This is a genomic window from Rhodococcus sp. OAS809 (assembly GCF_040546695.1).
Classification (GTDB): Bacteria; Actinomycetota; Actinomycetes; order Mycobacteriales; family Mycobacteriaceae; genus Rhodococcus_F; species Rhodococcus_F qingshengii.
Map to the genome: position 1 here is coordinate 6032874 of NZ_JBEPOI010000002.1, position 16701 is coordinate 6049574.

The following is a 16701-nucleotide window of genomic DNA, read 5'->3' on the forward strand; positions in this document are numbered from 1 at the left end:
ACTGGTCCTCATGATCGAGCTGAGGGGATTGACCAAGGTTTACGGACCGACGAAAGCGGTGGACGATTTGTCGTTCACGGTCAAGCCGGGCATCGTGACGGGCTTCCTGGGCCCGAACGGTGCAGGTAAGTCGACGACGATGCGGATGATCCTGGGTCTGGATCAGCCGACGTCGGGTGCGGCGTTGATCGAGGGCAAGCCGTACCGCGAGCTCAAGACGCCGTTGCGGACTGTCGGCGCGTTGCTGGATGCGAAGTGGGTGCACCCCAATCGCAGTGCGCGTGCACATCTGCAGTGGATGGCTGCTTCGAACGGGATCCCGAAGTCCCGCGTCGACGAGGTGCTCGGGTTGGTCGGATTGTCCGAGGTGGCGGGCAAGAAGGCCGGCGGGTTCTCGCTCGGTATGTCGCAGCGTCTGGGGTTGGCGGGTGCGTTGTTGGGGGATCCGAAGGTGTTGTTGTTCGACGAGCCGGTCAACGGTCTCGATCCGGAGGGCATCGTCTGGATTCGTAAGTTCATGCAGCGGTTGGCGGCCGAGGGCCGCACGGTGCTGGTGTCGAGTCACCTGCTGTCGGAGATGGCGCTCACGGCGGAGCAGTTGGTGGTGATCGGTCGGGGTCGGTTGATTTCGGATTCGACGGTCGCGGAGTTCGTGGATCGTTCGTCGGAGTCGACGGTGCGGGTGCGTAGTCCTCAGCTCGATGCGTTGCGCAGTGTGTTGCTCTCGCAGGGGTTGACGGTGCGTGAGGACGGTTCCGGTGTTGCCCCGGCTTTGGTGGTGGTGGATTCGACCACTGATGTGATCGGTGGTTTGGCTGGTTCGCAGGGGATCGTGTTGTACGAGTTGGCTTCTCAGCAGGGGTCGCTCGAGGATGCGTTCATGAAGTTGACCGGGGACGATGTCCAGTACCACGCATCCGGTGTCGATCCGGGTGTCGGTGCACACCACGCAAATACACAGCAGGCAAACACGCAGCAGGCTATGGGAGGTGCACTGTAATGGCTGTTCTCAGTGCTGAACGTATCAAGATCACCACGACCAAGTCGCCGCTGTGGTGCACGATCATCATCATCGTGCTCGGGTTGGGACTCGCTACCGTTTTCGGACTGAGCGCCAAGTCGTCGCTCAGCAACCCCAACGGTGCAATGATGCCGACAGTGTCGGGGGCACTCAGTGGAGTGACCGGCTTCGGTGTGTTGGTTCTGATGATCATGGCGGCCCTCGCGATCACCAGCGAATATCGTTTCGGGACAATCCGAACCACATTCCAGGCAGTTCCGAACCGCGCCTCGGTGCTCATCGCCAAAGCGGGCCTCATCGGTGGGTTCGGAGCGGTGCTGACTCTCGTGTTGTCGTTCGGCGCCTTCGCCCTCACGAAGGCCACGGCAGGTGACGCCGGAAGATTCTTGACTCTGTCCGGCGACGAGAACTGGCGGGTCGTCTACGGAACACCGATCTACGCGTTCTTCTGCGTAGTTCTAGCCGTAGGAGTGGGCGCGTTGCTCCGGCAGTCTGCAGGTGCGATCGCGCTTCTGCTGTTGTGGCCCTTGCTGATCGAGAATCTTTTCAACCTGTTCGGAAGTATCGGCGAGAAGATCATGCCGTTCCTGCCGTTCATGAACGCCAACAATTTTCTCGGTTCCAGCGGTGGCGTCGATTTCCACTGGGGACCATGGGGCAGCCTGATCTACTTCGCCCTCTTCGTGCTCGTCGTATTCGGTCTCAGCATCGTCGTCGTGAACAGGCGGGATGCATAGGCACACGGATCAGACGGGCTGATTCTGCTTACGCCAACGGGCGTTCAGGAAACCCAATGCCGCGATCACGAGGAACAACACGGTGGTCGAGATCAACTGTGCACGGGCATCGGCGTCGAAGAGCATGAGGACGACGAACACACCGAGCATCGCGAGTGTCGCGTAGCTCAGATACGGGAACAGCCACATCCGAACCGTCAGCTTGCCCGACGCTTCGAGTTGTTTACGCAGTCGCAGATGCGAGACGACGATGAAGATCCAGATGACCAGCAGCGCAGCGCCGACTGCGTTGAGCAGGATGCCGAGCAGGTCGTCGGGGAGCAGCCAGTTGAGCAGGACGCTGACGAAGCCGAAGAACACCGACAGCAGAACGGCATTGGTCGGAACTCCGGTGCTCGACAATTTCGCCATGAAGGCGGGTCCGTCGCCGCGGCGCGAAAGTGAGAACGCCATGCGAGAGGTGCCGTAGATGTTGGCGTTGAAGGCGGAAAGCAACGCCACCACTACGACGAGTTCCATGAACCCGGCAACGCCTGGAATGTTCGCCTTGTTCAGGACGGCCACAAACGGGCCGCTCTCGAGTTCGGGGTCGTTCCAGGGCAGCACCAGAACCATGATCGAGATGGCGCCGATGTAGAAGACGCTGATGCGCCACACGACGCTCCGGACAGCGACGGCGATGGAGCGTTCCGGATTCTCGGATTCGGCTGCGGCGATGGTGACGATCTCGATCCCACCGAAGGCGAATGCCACGACGAGAAGTCCTGCGGCAATGCCGGACAATCCATTGGGCATGAAGCCGCCCTGCCCGAACAGATTGCTCGTACCGACCGGATCGGTATCGGGGAGGATGCCGAACACCAGCAGGACACCGATGATCAGGAAGCCGATGATGACGGTGACTTTGATTGCGGCGAACCAGAACTCGAACTCACCGAAGTTGCTGACTTTCGCCAGGTTCACCACGGCGAAGAACACCACGAAAACCAGGGCGACAACCCATTGCGGGATCGACGGCACCCAGTCGTTCACGATCGCCGAAGCCCCGGTGATCTCGGCGCCCAGCACCATGATCAGCATGAACCAGTAGAGCCAGCCCATCACGAAGCCGGCCCACTCGCCGATCCCCAGGCGCGCGTAGTGAGAGAAGGAACCGCTGGCCGGGATCGCGGCGCCCATCTCGCCGAGCATGCGCATCACGAACACCACGACGGCGCCCGCAAGGATGTAGGAGATCAGGACGGCCGGCCCGGCCTTGGCGATACCGACGCCGGTTCCGAGGAACAGGCCGGCGCCGATGGCCGAGCCCAGGCCCATCATCGTCAGATGGCGGACCTTGAGACCGTGGCCGAGAGCAGTGGTTGTTCCGTCGGAGACGTCGGTGCTACTCATCAGTCGTTAGCGTGCAAGGCAGCGTTCAGTTCGACGCCGGTGCCCTTCCACGGCACGACCTCGACGGCACCCGAGACCGAGTTACGACGGAAGAGAAGGTTCGACTTGCCGCTCAGTTCCTTGGCCTTGACGACGGTTCCGTCCGGGCCGGTGACCTTGGTGCCGGCGGTGACGTAGAGGCCCGCTTCGAGGACGCAGTCGTCGCCGAGCGAAATGCCGAGGCCGGCGTTTGCACCGAGGAGGCAGCGCTTGCCGAGGGAGATCGTTTCCTTGCCTCCACCGGAGAGGGTGCCCATGATCGAGGCGCCGCCGCCCACATCGGATCCGTCGTCGACGACGACGCCCGCGGAGATGCGGCCTTCGACCATCGAGTTGCCGAGGGTGCCGGCGTTGAAGTTGACGAAGCCCTCGTGCATGACGGTCGTTCCGCTGGCGAGGTGTGCACCGAGTCGGACACGGTCCGCGTCACCGATGCGGACTCCGGACGGCACGACGTAGTCGACCATGCGGGGGAACTTGTCGACGCTGAACACGGTCACGACGCCGCGGATGCGCAGACGCGAGCGAACCTGCTCGAAACCTTCGACGGCGCACGGGCCGAAGTTGGTCCACACGACGTTGCTGAGCAGGCCGAACTGGCCGTCGAGGTTGACACCGTGGGGTGCGACGAGACGGTGCGAGAGGAGATGGAGGCGCAGGTAGACGTCATGTGCGTCGACCGGCGCCTTGGAGAGATCGGCGATGGTGGTGCGCACGACGACCTGCGATACCTCGCGAGCGTCATCAGTGCCTGCCAGCAGTGCAAGATCGGAAGGAATATCTGTTCCCTCGACGTTCTCGGTACCGGTCTTGTCGAATGTTCCCAGCTCCGGTGCCGGGAACCAGGTGTCGAGGACGGTTCCGTCCGCGGTCACGTTGGCGATACCTACTGCTGTTGCTCCCTGTGCGCTCACGGGACTAGAGATTACTGGGTGGTGGGTGCACCGGCCTAGGCTGGTGCGTGTGAGCATCCTCGATCTTGCTTCGGACCCCATCGACTTGACGGCCGCCCTGGTCGACATCCCCAGCGTCTCGCACGACGAATCCGTCATTGCGCAGGCTGTCGAGGATGCGCTGCGTGAGCAGACTTCGGGCTTCGAGATCATCCGCAACGGCAATGCCGTGTTGGCGCGTACGTCGCGTGGTTTGCCCAGTCGGGTCATGCTCGCCGGACATCTGGATACGGTGCCGATCGCGGACAACGTTCCTTCGCGGCGTGACGGCGACATCCTGCACGGCTGCGGGACCGTGGACATGAAGTCGGGCGACGCGGTCTTCCTACACCTTGCGGCCACCATCGAGAACCTGGCCCACGATCTGACCCTCGTCTTCTACGACTGCGAAGAGATCGCCGCAACGTACAACGGCCTGGGACGGATCGAACGCGAGATCCCGCAATGGCTCGCGGCGGACGTCGCAATTCTCGGTGAGCCGACGGCCGGTTTCATCGAGGCCGGGTGTCAGGGCACGATGCGGGTGCGGTTGACGGCTTCGGGAACTCGCGCCCATTCGGCCAGGTCCTGGCTGGGGGACAATGCCATTCACAAGTTCGGCGGAGCGTTGGAGCGGTTGTCGAGTTACCAGCCGCGCTCGGTCGACATCGACGGTTGCGGCTACCGCGAGGGCTTGTCGGCGGTGCGGATCTCCGGTGGCGTCGCCGGAAACGTCGTCCCGGACGAAGCCGAGATGGACGTCAACTTCCGATTCGCGCCCGATCGCAGCGAGGTACAAGCCGAGGCGCACGTGCGCGAAGTGTTCGACGGTCTGGGCCTCGGATTCGAGGTCACCGACTCCTCGCCTGGCGCGCTGCCTGGCTTGGCGAACCCGTCCGCTGCCGCCCTGATCGAGGCGGCCGGTGGTCAGTTCCGTGCGAAGTACGGGTGGACCGACGTGTCCAGGTTCTCGGCGCTCGGCATTCCTGCCGTGAACTACGGACCGGGTGATCCGAACCTCGCGCACAAGCGCGACGAGCACGTTCCGGTGCAGCAGATCACCGACGTCGCGGCCGTGCTGAGGAAGTATCTGTCGGCCTGACCGTTAGCCTTGCCGCATGGCACCAGAGAAGAATTCGGCTTCGAAGAAGCAGAGCTCGTCGATCAAGCACCGCGGGCCGGTTCAGCTTCGACGTAAGCGCAAGGACGAGAAGACCACGACGGATCAGCGCTTGCTCGACAAGCGCGGACCCACGGATTGGGTACACACCGATCCGTGGCGTGTGCTGCGTATCCAGAGCGAATTCATCGAAGGTTTCGGCGCACTCGCCGAGGTCCCGCGTGCGGTGACGGTGTTCGGTTCGGCCCGCACCACGGTCGATCATCCCGAGTACCAATCCGGGCGCGAGCTGGGAACGGCGTTGGCCGAGGCCGGGTACGCCGTCATCACTGGTGGTGGGCCAGGGGTGATGGAAGCTGCCAACCGCGGTTGCAGCGAGGCCGGCGGATACTCGATCGGCCTCGGCATCGAGTTGCCGTTCGAGCAGGGACTCAACGAGTGGGTGGATCTCGGAATCAACTTCCGGTACTTCTTCGCACGCAAGACGATGTTCGTGAAGTACTCCCAGGCATTCATCTGCCTGCCCGGCGGCTTCGGAACACTCGACGAGCTGTTCGAGGCACTCACCCTGGTCCAGACCCACAAGGTCACGCGCTTCCCGATCGTCCTGTTCGGAACCGAGTACTGGTCCGGACTCGTCGACTGGATTCGCGGCACCCTCGAGCGGGACGGCAAGATTTCCGGAGGTGACGTGAATCTGCTGCACGTCACCGACAGCGTGGAAGAAGCAGTACGAATCGTCCACAACGCCGACAAGGGCGTCGACGAGGCCGCAGATCTGGGGAAAGAAGAAGAATGGTGACCGATTCCGACAAAAAGTACTCGATCTGCGTCTACTGCGCGTCGGGGCCGGTGGACGAATCGTTCCTGGCGTTGGCTGCCGAGGTGGGAACCGCGATCGGTCGACGCGGATGGCAGTTGGTCTCGGGCGGTGGCAACGTGTCGATGATGGGCGCTGTCGCCGAGTCCGCTCGCGCGGCGGGTGCCTGGACCGTCGGCGTCATCCCGAAAGCCTTGGTGCACAAGGAAGTTGCCGACGTTGACGCCGACGAACTGATCGTCACGGACACCATGCGCGAACGCAAGAAGCTGATGGAAGACCACGCCGACGCGTTCATCACGCTGCCCGGCGGAATCGGGACGCTGGAAGAGTTGTTCGAGACGTGGACAGCCGGCTACCTGGGAATGCACGAGAAACCTGTCGTGATGCTCGATCCCGTCGGCCACTTCACCGGCCTGCTCGAGTGGTTGAACAAGCTCGACGGGACCGGCTTCGTCGGGCGTCAGGCGCTGGACACTCTGCTGGTGAGGACGGACGTCGAGGCCGCGCTCGACGCGTGCGTCAAATCCTGATCAGACGCGTGCGTGAAACCCTGACCTGGGGCATGGCGGGCTTTATTACCGTGCAGTAAGGTGGCCGCAGACTGGGCGGCCGAATGGGCGCCGGATACGTGTTAGGGGAGCCATGAGTTCGGAAGCCCGTTCGACCGTCGGCCTGCTCGATCTGGCGGCAAAACTGCCGTCGATGATCACCGAGGTGCCGATCCTGGCGCGGGGGGCCGCCGGGCTCACCCGTAAGCCTTCGGCCAAGGAATCGATCGGGTTGATCTTCCAGAAGGCCGCGCACGCGCACCCGTCGCGCCCGTTCATCCGGTTCGAGGGCCACGCGACCAGTTACGCGGAGGCCAACGAACTGGTGAACCGCTACGCGGACGTTCTCCGTGGTCGAGGAGTCGACCGCGGAGACGTCGTCGGAGTGCTGGCAAAGAACACTCCCGAAGCGCTGCTGATCGCCTTGGCCGCGGTAAAACTCGGCGCGGCAGCGGGCATGCTGAACTACAACCAGCGCGACGACGTTCTGGCACACAGCCTTACGCTCCTCGATGCGCGCGTCCTGGTGGTCGCCGACGAGTGCGAAGAAGCCCTCGAATCGTTGCCCGCCGGATTTAGCGGACCGAACCAACTTCTCGTCAGCGAACTCGCGGATCTGGCGAAGACGGCTGATCCGTCCAACCCCGCGGTCACCGCCGAGGTGCTGGCAAAGGAGAAGGCGTTCTACATCTTCACCTCGGGCACCACCGGAATGCCCAAGGCCAGCTTGATGACTCACTTCCGTTGGTTGAAGTCGATGTCGGGGCTCGGGTTGATGGGCGTGCGCTTGCGCGGCTCGGACACCCTGTACTGCTGCCTGCCGCTCTACCACAACAACGCGTTGACGGTCTCGCTGTCCTCGGTGCTCGCGTCCGGTGCGACAATCGCGATCGGACGTCAGTTCTCGGCCTCGCGGTTCTGGGACGACATCGCACTGAACAAGGCGACCGCGTTCACCTACATCGGCGAACTGTGCCGCTATCTGCTCAACCAGCCGGTCAAGCCGACCGACAGCGACAATGCTGTTCGGCTGATGGTGGGTAACGGTCTGCGCCCTGAGATCTGGGCCGAATTCACCCAGCGGTTCGGCATACCCCGCGTCGCCGAGTTCTACGGTGCGAGCGAATGCAACATCGCGTTCGTCAACGCACTCAACGTCGACAAGACAGCAGGCATCTGCCCGTTGCCGCACGCCGTCGTGGAGTTCGACGAGGACACCGGAAAAGCGTTGCGTGGAGCCGACGGTCGACTCCGCAAGGTTTCCACGGGTCAGGTCGGACTCCTGCTGTCGAAGGTCACCGACCGGGCGCCTTTCGACGGTTACACCGACGAAGCGGCGAGCAACAGCAAACTGGTACGCGGCGGATTCAAGGACGACGACACCTGGTTCGACACCGGAGACCTGGTGCGCAAGCAGGGATGGGGCCACGTCGCCTTCGTCGACCGCCTCGGCGACACCTTCCGTTGGAAGGGAGAGAACGTCGCCACCACGGAGGTCGAGGGCGCGCTGAGTTCGCACCCGGCCGTCGAGGAAGCAGTTGTCTACGGCGTCGAGATTCCGGGCACCGACGGTCGCGCGGGCATGGCGGCGGTCAAGCTGCGGGACGGTCAAAGCTTGGAGGGAAGTGAAGTCGCGGCACACCTCTACGGCAAGCTCCCCAACTACGCGGTCCCGCTGTTCATCCGCATCGTCGACTCACTCGAACACACCAGCACTTTCAAGTCGCGCAAGGTGGAATTGCGCAACGAGGGCTACGACGTCGGCGCCGACACTCTGCACGTTCTCGAAGGCCGTGAGGGTGGTTACGTGGACTCGTACGACGAATACGTCGGAAAGGTCGCGGCGGGCTCGGTACCCAAGGGCTAGACCGAGTTCCGTCATGCCAGTATGAGTGGCATGTCTTCACTCCCCGGTTCTACCGCGCAGCCAGGTCCGGCGCCCACCCTGTGTGGGCGTCGAGTCGCGGTCGACCGTGCACTGGTGATGGCCATCGTCAACCGCACTCCCGATTCCTTCTACGACCAGGGCGCGACGTTCTCGGATTCGGCAGCGATGGCCGCCGTCGACAGGGCCGTCGACGAGGGCGCCGATCTGGTGGACATCGGGGGAGTGAAAGCTGGGCCCGGCGACCTCGTCGACGCCGACGAAGAGGTCAGGCGAGTCGTTCCGTTCGTCGCCGCGATCAGAGCCAAGTACCCCGAGCTGATCATCAGCGTCGACACCTGGCGGAGCGGCGTCGCGCGGTTGGCACGCGCCGAAGGCGCCGACCTGATCAACGACACGTGGGCGGGTGCGGATCCCGACCTCGTCCTGGTTGCTGCCGAGACTGGTGCCGGGATCGTCTGCTCGCACACGGGTGGCGCGGTTCCGCGCACCCGCCCGCATCGTGTCCGCTACGACGACGTCGTCGCAGATGTGGTCACCGAGGTCGTGTCGGCGGCAGAGCGCGCCCTGGCACTCGGGGTTCCGCGTGACGCGATCCTGATCGATCCCACCCACGATTTCGGTAAGAACACCTTCCACGGGCTCGAGTTGTTGCGGAAAGTGGACGTTCTTGTAAACACCGGGTGGCCAGTGCTGATGGCGCTGAGTAATAAGGACTTCATCGGGGAGACTCTTGGTGTGGAGCTTTCCGAGAGGTTGGAGGGAACATTGGCAGCGACAGCAATGGCCGCGGCGGGCGGCGCCCGGGTGTTCCGTGTTCACGAGGTGGCGTCCACCCGTCGAGTCGTCGACATGGTGGCCGCGATCCAGGGACGCCGTGCCCCGGTACGTACGGTTCGAGGTCTGGCATGAGCATCACCGGTGCGGGCCCGACCCGCGTATGGGCAGACGCCAACAGTTGGGACCATCCGAGTTGGACGGTCGCCGAGCTCGAACGGGCGAAGGGTGGCCGAACCGTCTCGGTGGTGTTGCCCGCACTCAACGAAGAGGACACCGTTGCCGCGGTGGTCGACACCATTCATCCGTTGCTCGGTGGCCTGGTCGACGAGTTGATCGTTCTCGATTCCGGTTCGACCGACAGAACCGCCGAGCGTGCTCGCGCTGCTGGAGCAACGGTGATCAGTCGTGAGAGCGCGGTCCCGTCCATCCCGCCGACTGCGGGCAAAGGTGAGGTGCTCTGGCGTTCGGTCGCCGCAACGACCGGTGATCTGATCGCATTCGTCGACTCCGATCTCATCAATCCCGATCCGGCGTTCGTGCCCAAACTGCTGGGGCCACTGCTCACGGTTGACGGCATCCATCTGGTGAAGGGCTACTACCGCCGTCCGCTGCGCGTGAGCGGCACGGAGGATGCCAACGGCGGCGGGCGAGTCACGGAATTGGTTGCGCGGCCCATGTTGGCCGCGCTGCGGCCGGAACTCACGTCGGTACTGCAACCGCTTGGCGGTGAATACGCGGGCACCCGTGAGCTGCTGTCCGCTGTCCCGTTCGCGCCCGGCTACGGCGTCGAGATCGGTTTGCTGCTCGACACGTACGACACGTTGGGGCTGGCGGCGATCGGTCAGGTCAATCTCGGCGTGCGCAAGCATCGCAACCGGCCGCTCGCCGACCTCGGCGTGATGAGCCGGCAGATCATCGGAACGATGCTCAGGCGGTGCGGGATCGAGGATTCGGGTGCCGGGTTGACCCAATTCCTGGTCGACGGCGATTCTTTCGTGCCCGAGACCACCGAGGTTTCGCTACTCGATCGACCCCCGATGAATTCGATAGTGCGCACCGCGGGGGTCTGACCGCTCACACTCGGGTATGGGAGTATCGGTCCATGATGACGATCCTCCTGTACCTGATTGTCATGGCTCTGGTCGGCGCGATGATCTTCCTCGCCGCCAGCGCTGTGTTCGGGCGCTCGGAAGAGCTGCCGCCGCTGCCTCCTGGCACGACGGCGACCGTACTCCCGGCAGAGGACGTCACCGGGGCGGATGTCGACGCGCTGCGTTTTCAGCAGGTGCTGCGTGGCTACAAGGCGAGTGAAGTGGATTGGGCCCTGCATCGCCTCGGGTTGGAAATCGATTCTCTGCGTGCACAACTGGGCCGTGACGAGCGGTCTGAGGTCCTGGTGAAAGCGGATGCTCCGGCCAAGGCCGAAGCATCGCAGGAGGAGCCTGAGACCGTATCCGAATCGAAGGATTCCCAGGGCTGATGGCCGACGGACTCGTTCGGTGCGGCTGGGTGGTCGAGACGCCCGGCGACACGCTCTACCGCGACTATCACGACGAGGAGTGGGGGCGTCCGCTGCACGGGCGCGACGAACTGTTCGAACGACTCGCCCTCGAAGCATTCCAATCGGGACTTTCGTGGATCACGATTCTGCGCAAACGCGAGGCGTTCCGCGAAGCCTTCGACGGGTTCGATCCGGACAAGGTCGCAGCGTACGGAGTTGCGGATGTCGAGAGATTGCTCTCCGATGCCGCGATCGTCCGCAATCGCGCGAAGATCGAGGCGACGATTTCCAACGCCCGAGTGCTCGTGAATTCGCCCGATCTGGACCTCGATTCGTTACTCTGGTCGTTCTCGCCGCCTCGACGCACCAGAAGACTGACATCAATTGCAGAGGTTCCCGCGGTCACTCCCGAGTCGACTGCCATGGCTAAGGAACTCAAGCGGCGCGGGTTCAAGTTTGTGGGTCCTACCACGGCTTATGCGCTCATGCAGGCCACCGGAATGGTCGATGATCACGTGGCTGATTGCTGGGTTCCGGCGCAGGTGTGACGGACGACTGAACACCCCTAAATGTGACTCAGATTCCCGGTTCCCGCATCCATAGGGAACAATGGAGGGTACGAGCCTCGCTGATTGTTGGCGGGGCGCACCGTTAGTCGAGGCGCAGAGCAATGCAGCGCAGATCTGGAGGGAGCAGAGGATGGCGGCCATGAAGCCCCGGACCGGGGACGGTCCCCTCGAAGCAACCAAAGAGGGACGAGGAATCGTCATGCGGGTTCCACTCGAGGGTGGCGGACGCCTCGTCGTCGAGCTGACCCCGGATGAAGCTGCAGCGCTCGGTGTGGAACTCACGAACGTCACCAGCTAGTCGGGTCCAGGTTGTAGCAGTACGAACAACAGCACGTGATTGCACGCAGGCTCCGTATCCGTTTCGGTACGGGGCCTGAAGTGTGTGCGCACCGCCGGTAGCCGAAAGGACGGATCAATGCTTGCCGCCGTGATCGATCTTCTGTCCTGCCCGCAGTGTGCTGCTGATCTGGAATTGGTGGACGGCGCCACCGAGTGCGACCGCGGACATCGATTCGATATCGCTCGTCAGGGTTACGTGAGCCTGATCAGTGGCGGTGCCACGAAGTTCACCGGCGACAGTGCCGAGATGATTGCCGCGCGTGCACGATTGCTCGGCGCCGGCCACTTCGGCCCGCTGATGGATGCCGTCACCCGGGCCTGCGCGACGACGGCGGGGTCGGACCCCGCGCGGATCGTCGAAATCGGCGCAGGCACAGGACAATACCTCGCACACGTCGTGGATTCGCTGCCTGATTCTCGGGCGATAGCGTTGGACGTGTCCAAGTTCGCGGCCCGGCGTGCCGCGAAGGTCCACGAAAGAATCGGTTCGATCGTCGCAGACGTCTGGCAACCACTACCCATTCGCGACGCAGCGCTCTCTCACGTGCTCTGTGTGTTTGCTCCTCGTAACGGTCCGCAGTCCCATCGAGTTCTCGCCGAAGACGGAGTTCTGGTGGTCCTGACGCCCACCGACAGGCATCTGCGCGAGCTGATCGACATTCTCGCGATGGTCCGGGTCGACGACCGCAAAGTGGAACGTCTCGAATCGTCGATGGCCGGATACTTCGAGCGTGTGAGTAGCGACGAGGTCGAGTTCACGATGTCACTCTCACACCAGGACGTCCTCGACTTGGTGGGGATGGGACCGTCGGCGAGACACCTGACGCCCGCTGATCTGGCTGCCGCCGTGGCGAAGCTGCCGCAGCCGAGCACCGTCACCGCGTCGGCGACGGTCTCGACCTATCGCAAGATCTGACGCGGATCAGCGTCTCGTGACGGCGTCCGCGTAGACCTCGAGCGTCTGCTTGGCGATTTCGGCCCAGGAGAACTCGTCGATCGCACGGATCCTGCCCGCACGACCCATCGCGTCGGCGCCTTCTCGGTCGGCGACAACGGCATTGACGGTGGCCGCGAGCGATTCCTCGAATGCGTTCGGCTCGTAGGCGTTGTAGTGCACGAGTCGACCGGTGACGCCGTCGGCGACCACCTCGGGGATGCCGCCGACGTCGGAAGCGACCACGGCGGTCTCACACGCCATGGCTTCGAGATTGACGATCCCGAGGGGTTCGTACACCGAAGGGCAGACGAATACCGTTGCTGCCGAAAGTATTTCCCTGATCTGCTCGGTCGGGAGCATCTCGCGCACCCAGTAGACATTGCCCCGGTGCCGGGCGAGTTCGGCCACCGCCTTCTCCGTCTCGGCGGCGATCTCCGGCGTATCGGGAGCGCCGGCGCAAAGCACGAGCTGAATCTCCGGGTCGAAGTGGTGGGCTGCCGCGACGAGGTGCCCGACGCCCTTCTGCCTCGTGATGCGTCCGACAAAGGCCACGATGGGTTTTGCCGGGTCGACGCCGATCGACGCGAGTGCGGACTGTGCTCCCGGCGCAGATCCCCCGGGATGCCATACCTCGGTGTCGATTCCGTTGCGGACTACGTGAACGCGACTCGGATCGACAGCGGGGTACGCGTCGAGGACGTCGAGTCGCATACCGGAACTGACGGCGATGATCGCGTCTGCGTGCTCGACGGCGTTGCGTTCGGACCACGACGAGATCCGATAGCCGCCGCCTAGCTGTTCGGCCTTCCACGGGCGTCTGGGCTCGAGTGAGTGCGCGGTGAGGATGTGCGGCACGTCGTAGAGAGCCGACGCGAGATGCCCGGCCAGTCCGGTGTACCAGGTGTGGGAGTGGACGATGTCGACACCGGCCGCGGCGTCCGCCATGCGCAGTTCGGTGGAGAGCGTCGTCAGGGGCCGGGTTGGATCCGGCGAGAGCGGGGTCGGGAGAGTGGACGATCGCGCCTTCGCGCGGGGCGCCCATGCAGTGCACGTCGACCTCGCACAGCCGTTTCATCTGAGCGACGAGCTCGGTTACGTGTACTCCTGCGCCGCCGTAGATCTCCGGCGGGTATTCCTTGGTCATCATCGCGACTCGCACGCGCTAAACCTAACCGCCCGTGGTCGATCCGGCTACCGATCACGTTATCCCCGACCGTTCGGAGGGGGACACGATCGGACCTCTCGGACTGCTTCGCTAGCGGGAGTTCACCAGTGCGGATAGGTTAGCGGTGTGAGAAGCCAGCCGCATGTGCTTGGAATCGTGCTCGCCGGGGGCGAGGGCAAACGCTTGTATCCGCTGACCGCGGACAGAGCGAAGCCCGCAGTGCCCTTCGGAGGTGCATATCGACTTATCGACTTCGTGTTGAGCAACCTTGTCAACGCGGGATATCTGCGTATTTGTGTGTTGACGCAATACAAGTCACATTCACTCGACCGCCACATTTCGCAGACGTGGCGGTTGTCCGGGTTCGCGGGTGAGTACATCACCCCGGTCCCGGCCCAGCAGCGGCTCGGGCCGCGCTGGTACACCGGCAGCGCCGACGCAATCCTGCAGTCGCTCAATCTCGTTTACGACGAGGACCCCGAGTACATCGTGGTTTTCGGTGCCGACCACGTGTACCGGATGGATCCGGAACAGATGGTTCAGCACCACATCGAATCCGGGGCAGGCGTGACGGTCGCGGGTATTCGTGTACCGCGAAGTGAGGCTTTTGCTTTCGGCTGCATCGACAGTGACGAGTCCGGACGCATCACCCAGTTCCTGGAAAAGCCCGCCCATCCTCCCGGCACACCGGACGACCCCAATTCCACGTTCGCGTCCATGGGTAACTATGTGTTCACCACCAAGGTGCTCGTGGACGCCATCCGCGCTGATTCCGAGAACTCCGATTCCGACCACGACATGGGCGGAGACATCATTCCCGCCTTGGTCGCCGCGGGTGAGGCGTCGGTCTACGACTTCAAGGACAACGTCGTTCCCGGCGCCACCGATCGAGACCGCGGCTACTGGCGTGACGTCGGTACCCTCGACGCCTTCTACGACGCTCACATGGACCTGGTGTCGGTGCACCCGATCTTCAATCTCTACAACCGTCGCTGGCCCATCCGCGGCGCCACCGAGAATCTCGCGCCCGCAAAGTTCGTGAAGGGCGGACTCGCGCAGGAATCGGTCGTCGGTGCGGGGTCGATCCTGTCCGCGGCGACCGTGCGCAATTCGGTACTCAGTTCCAACGTGATGATCGAGGACGGTGCGACCGTCGAGGGCAGCGTGCTGATGCCGGGTGTGCGCATCGGCAAGGGTGCCGTCGTACGGCGAGCGATCCTCGACAAGAACGTCGTCGTCGGTGACGGCGAAATCATCGGCGTCGATCTCGAACGTGACCGCGAACGATTTGCCGTCAGTCAGGGTGGCGTCGTCGCCATCGGTAAGGGCGTCTGGATCTAGAGCTTGCTCGCGCAGAGGAGGCCGTCACCGAGGGGGAGGAGGACTCGAATGAGTCGCTCGTCCTCGGTCACGGCCTTTGCCGCTTCTCGGACCGCAACCGTTGTCGCGTCGCGTGCGGAGCTGTCGGCAACGCGGCCGTCGGCCAGGGCGTTGTGCAGAACGATGACACCGCCGGAGCGCAGCAGGCGGACACCTTCGCGGACGTAGTGCGGGTGGTCGATCGCGGCGCAGTCGACGAACACCAGGTCGTAGCCGCCGTCCGCGAGCCGGGGAAGCACGTCGAGAGCCCGTCCGTTGATGAGGCGAGTGCGTGCCGGAGCGATTCCGCTTTCGCGGAAGGTCAGCTTGGCTGCTCGTTGATGTTCGGGTTCGCTGTCGATCGTGGTCAGGACGCCGTCGTCGCGCATGCCGTGCAGAAGCCACAGGCTGCTCACGCCGGCTCCGGTACCTACCTCGACGGCCGTCTTCGCGTCGAGCATTCTCGCGAACATCGCGAGGGTCGCGCCGACGGCGGGCGTCACCGGATGGGCTCCGAGATCCAGCGCTCGATCTCGCGCCGCGGTCAAAATCTCGTCCTCGGAAACTACGTCCTCGACGTGGCGGAGTATCTGTTCGGCGTGGGTCACGCTCATGAGGTTATCGGGCGGTTCGGATTGTCGCTGCAAGGCGCGCAGTCACCAGGATTCTCAGGAATCCCTCAGGCTCCTCATATGGCGTGCACACCGCGATGAGAAAAGGTGTATACATCGCCGGATCGAAGATCGCACGGCGGTATCGATTTCTACCAAGTTGGTCTTTCGCAGCTCGGTGATCGGGAACAAATCACAGCAACGGCTGGTTCTCCCGAATATCGCGCATCACGTGATTCGGACAACGCGGTGATCGAACTACGCGATCCCGAGCAGGAGGATCAACTTATTTACCAGGTCAACGACGAGCCTCGCCCTCGAGAGTCGGAAGTTTTGACGACGGAATCGGCTGTGGATTCCGAATTGATCGGCACTGCTGTGTTCGATGCAACTGGTGAGAAGTCCTCCATGCCGTCTTGGGACGAACTCGTGCGTCAGCACGGTGACCGGGTGTACCGCCTGGCCTACCGGTTGTCAGGCGATGCCCAGGACGCCGAGGACTTGACGCAGGACACCTTCATCCGGGTGTTCCGCTCGCTCTCCGATTATCAGCCCGGAACTTTCGAGGGCTGGTTGCACCGCATCACCACAAACCTGTTCCTCGACATGGTTCGCCGACGCAATCGCATCCGTATGGAAGCGCTGCCCGAGGACTACGACCGCGTTCCCTCGCCCGGTCCGGACCCCGAGCAGATCTACCACGACGCGCGCCTCGACGCAGGTCTGCAGGCCGCACTGGACTCACTCGCACCTGAATTTCGTGCCGCTGTCGTGCTCTGTGACATCGAAGGTCTGTCGTACGAGGAAATCGGTGCCACACTGGGAGTGAAGCTCGGAACGGTTCGTAGCCGTATCCATCGTGGGCGACAGGCGATTCGTGATCATCTGGCAGCGCAGCGCGCAGCCGAATCCGAACCCGTCGGTTTCTGACGGTCGGGTTCGA

At 63.4% G+C, this 16701-nt stretch carries 17 protein-coding genes and 1 pseudogene; 14 read left to right on the forward strand and 4 right to left on the reverse strand.

What is annotated here, in order from left to right; genetic code table 11:
- The first annotated feature begins 10 nt into the window (after positions 1–10).
- Positions 11–1000, forward strand: coding sequence for an ABC transporter ATP-binding protein (locus ABIE52_RS31385; protein ID WP_142006228.1), 990 nt, complete (start codon positions 11–13; stop codon positions 998–1000).
- Positions 1000–1758: an ABC transporter permease gene (locus ABIE52_RS31390; protein ID WP_063316837.1), complete on the forward strand. Its 759-nt coding sequence runs from the start codon at positions 1000–1002 to the stop codon at positions 1756–1758. The genes ABIE52_RS31385 and ABIE52_RS31390 overlap by 1 nt, the downstream gene beginning before the upstream one ends.
- Before the next feature lie 9 nt (positions 1759–1767).
- Here ABIE52_RS31390 and ABIE52_RS31395 read toward each other — a convergent pair whose 3' ends face one another.
- On the reverse strand, positions 1768–3150 hold the full coding sequence (locus tag ABIE52_RS31395) for an amino acid permease (RefSeq protein WP_003945184.1): 1383 nt from the start codon (positions 3148–3150) through the stop codon (positions 1768–1770).
- Complete coding sequence (gene dapD / locus ABIE52_RS31400) at positions 3150–4103, reverse strand: 2,3,4,5-tetrahydropyridine-2,6-dicarboxylate N-succinyltransferase (RefSeq protein WP_019749368.1); 954 nt, start codon at positions 4101–4103, stop codon at positions 3150–3152. The genes ABIE52_RS31395 and dapD overlap by 1 nt, the downstream gene beginning before the upstream one ends.
- A 49-nt stretch (positions 4104–4152) precedes the next feature.
- Here dapD and dapE point away from each other — a divergent pair, with 49 nt between their 5' ends.
- The 10 genes from dapE to ABIE52_RS31450 all read left to right on the forward strand — a co-directional run bounded on the left by dapE (position 4153) and on the right by ABIE52_RS31450 (position 12602).
- Positions 4153–5223, forward strand: a complete 1071-nt coding sequence (gene dapE / locus ABIE52_RS31405; protein WP_030536946.1) for a succinyl-diaminopimelate desuccinylase — start codon at positions 4153–4155, stop codon at positions 5221–5223.
- Between the two features lie 16 nt (positions 5224–5239).
- Positions 5240–6043 carry an LOG family protein gene (locus tag ABIE52_RS31410; RefSeq protein ID WP_192712340.1) on the forward strand — a complete coding sequence of 268 codons (804 nt, stop codon included), beginning with the start codon at positions 5240–5242 and terminating at the stop codon, positions 6041–6043.
- On the forward strand, positions 6037–6594 hold the full coding sequence (locus tag ABIE52_RS31415; protein WP_003945191.1) for an LOG family protein: 558 nt from the start codon (positions 6037–6039) through the stop codon (positions 6592–6594). The genes ABIE52_RS31410 and ABIE52_RS31415 overlap by 7 nt, the downstream gene beginning before the upstream one ends.
- A 112-nt stretch (positions 6595–6706) precedes the next feature.
- Positions 6707–8479: a long-chain-acyl-CoA synthetase gene (locus ABIE52_RS31420; protein WP_003945170.1), complete on the forward strand. Its 1773-nt coding sequence runs from the start codon at positions 6707–6709 to the stop codon at positions 8477–8479.
- 30 nt (positions 8480–8509) lie between these two features.
- Positions 8510–9409, forward strand: a complete 900-nt coding sequence (gene folP / locus ABIE52_RS31425) for a dihydropteroate synthase (RefSeq protein WP_070161742.1) — start codon at positions 8510–8512, stop codon at positions 9407–9409.
- A complete protein-coding gene (locus ABIE52_RS31430; protein ID WP_003945188.1) occupies positions 9406–10347 on the forward strand; it encodes a glucosyl-3-phosphoglycerate synthase in 942 nt (313 codons plus the stop codon). The genes folP and ABIE52_RS31430 overlap by 4 nt, the downstream gene beginning before the upstream one ends.
- 32 nt (positions 10348–10379) lie before the next feature.
- On the forward strand, positions 10380–10757 hold the full coding sequence (locus ABIE52_RS31435; protein WP_003945181.1) for a DivIVA domain-containing protein: 378 nt from the start codon (positions 10380–10382) through the stop codon (positions 10755–10757).
- On the forward strand, positions 10757–11326 hold the full coding sequence (locus ABIE52_RS31440; RefSeq protein WP_003945189.1) for a DNA-3-methyladenine glycosylase I: 570 nt from the start codon (positions 10757–10759) through the stop codon (positions 11324–11326). The genes ABIE52_RS31435 and ABIE52_RS31440 overlap by 1 nt, the downstream gene beginning before the upstream one ends.
- A gap of 151 nt (positions 11327–11477) precedes the next feature.
- On the forward strand, positions 11478–11645 hold the full coding sequence (locus ABIE52_RS31445; protein WP_003945169.1) for a DUF3117 domain-containing protein: 168 nt from the start codon (positions 11478–11480) through the stop codon (positions 11643–11645).
- A 117-nt stretch (positions 11646–11762) separates the two neighbouring features.
- Complete coding sequence (locus ABIE52_RS31450) at positions 11763–12602, forward strand: putative RNA methyltransferase (RefSeq protein WP_192712341.1); 840 nt, start codon at positions 11763–11765, stop codon at positions 12600–12602.
- A gap of 6 nt (positions 12603–12608) precedes the next feature.
- Here ABIE52_RS31450 and glgA read toward each other — a convergent pair.
- Positions 12609–13782, reverse strand: a pseudogene (gene glgA, locus ABIE52_RS31455) (glycogen synthase).
- A 132-nt stretch (positions 13783–13914) separates the two neighbouring features.
- Between glgA and glgC the strand changes: the two are divergent.
- Positions 13915–15129: a glucose-1-phosphate adenylyltransferase gene (gene glgC, locus ABIE52_RS31460; protein WP_003945185.1), complete on the forward strand. Its 1215-nt coding sequence runs from the start codon at positions 13915–13917 to the stop codon at positions 15127–15129.
- On the opposite strand, the gene ABIE52_RS31465 is transcribed toward glgC, so the two are convergent.
- Positions 15126–15761 carry an O-methyltransferase gene (locus ABIE52_RS31465; protein WP_007736091.1) on the reverse strand — a complete coding sequence of 212 codons (636 nt, stop codon included), beginning with the start codon at positions 15759–15761 and terminating at the stop codon, positions 15126–15128. The two genes, glgC and ABIE52_RS31465, sit on opposite strands and share 4 nt — an antisense overlap.
- A gap of 330 nt (positions 15762–16091) precedes the next feature.
- Here ABIE52_RS31465 and sigE point away from each other — a divergent pair, with 330 nt between their 5' ends.
- Entirely contained in the window at positions 16092–16688 is a 597-nt protein-coding gene (gene sigE / locus ABIE52_RS31470; RefSeq protein ID WP_192712364.1) for an RNA polymerase sigma factor SigE, read from the forward strand.
- The last annotated feature ends 13 nt before the right edge of the window (positions 16689–16701 follow it).

Coding starts and splice junctions, on each gene's coding strand:
- ABIE52_RS31385 (WP_142006228.1), top strand. CDS start 11: ATGATCGAGCTGAGGGGATTGACCAAGGTTTACGGACCGACGAAAGCG.
- ABIE52_RS31390 (WP_063316837.1), top strand. CDS start 1,000: ATGGCTGTTCTCAGTGCTGAACGTATCAAGATCACCACGACCAAGTCG.
- ABIE52_RS31395 (WP_003945184.1), bottom strand. CDS start 3,150: ATGAGTAGCACCGACGTCTCCGACGGAACAACCACTGCTCTCGGCCAC.
- ABIE52_RS31410 (WP_192712340.1), top strand. CDS start 5,240: ATGGCACCAGAGAAGAATTCGGCTTCGAAGAAGCAGAGCTCGTCGATC.
- ABIE52_RS31415 (WP_003945191.1), top strand. CDS start 6,037: ATGGTGACCGATTCCGACAAAAAGTACTCGATCTGCGTCTACTGCGCG.
- ABIE52_RS31420 (WP_003945170.1), top strand. CDS start 6,707: ATGAGTTCGGAAGCCCGTTCGACCGTCGGCCTGCTCGATCTGGCGGCA.
- folP (WP_070161742.1), top strand. CDS start 8,510: ATGTCTTCACTCCCCGGTTCTACCGCGCAGCCAGGTCCGGCGCCCACC.
- ABIE52_RS31430 (WP_003945188.1), top strand. CDS start 9,406: ATGAGCATCACCGGTGCGGGCCCGACCCGCGTATGGGCAGACGCCAAC.
- ABIE52_RS31435 (WP_003945181.1), top strand. CDS start 10,380: ATGATGACGATCCTCCTGTACCTGATTGTCATGGCTCTGGTCGGCGCG.
- ABIE52_RS31440 (WP_003945189.1), top strand. CDS start 10,757: ATGGCCGACGGACTCGTTCGGTGCGGCTGGGTGGTCGAGACGCCCGGC.
- ABIE52_RS31445 (WP_003945169.1), top strand. CDS start 11,478: ATGGCGGCCATGAAGCCCCGGACCGGGGACGGTCCCCTCGAAGCAACC.
- ABIE52_RS31450 (WP_192712341.1), top strand. CDS start 11,763: ATGCTTGCCGCCGTGATCGATCTTCTGTCCTGCCCGCAGTGTGCTGCT.
- ABIE52_RS31465 (WP_007736091.1), bottom strand. CDS start 15,761: ATGAGCGTGACCCACGCCGAACAGATACTCCGCCACGTCGAGGACGTA.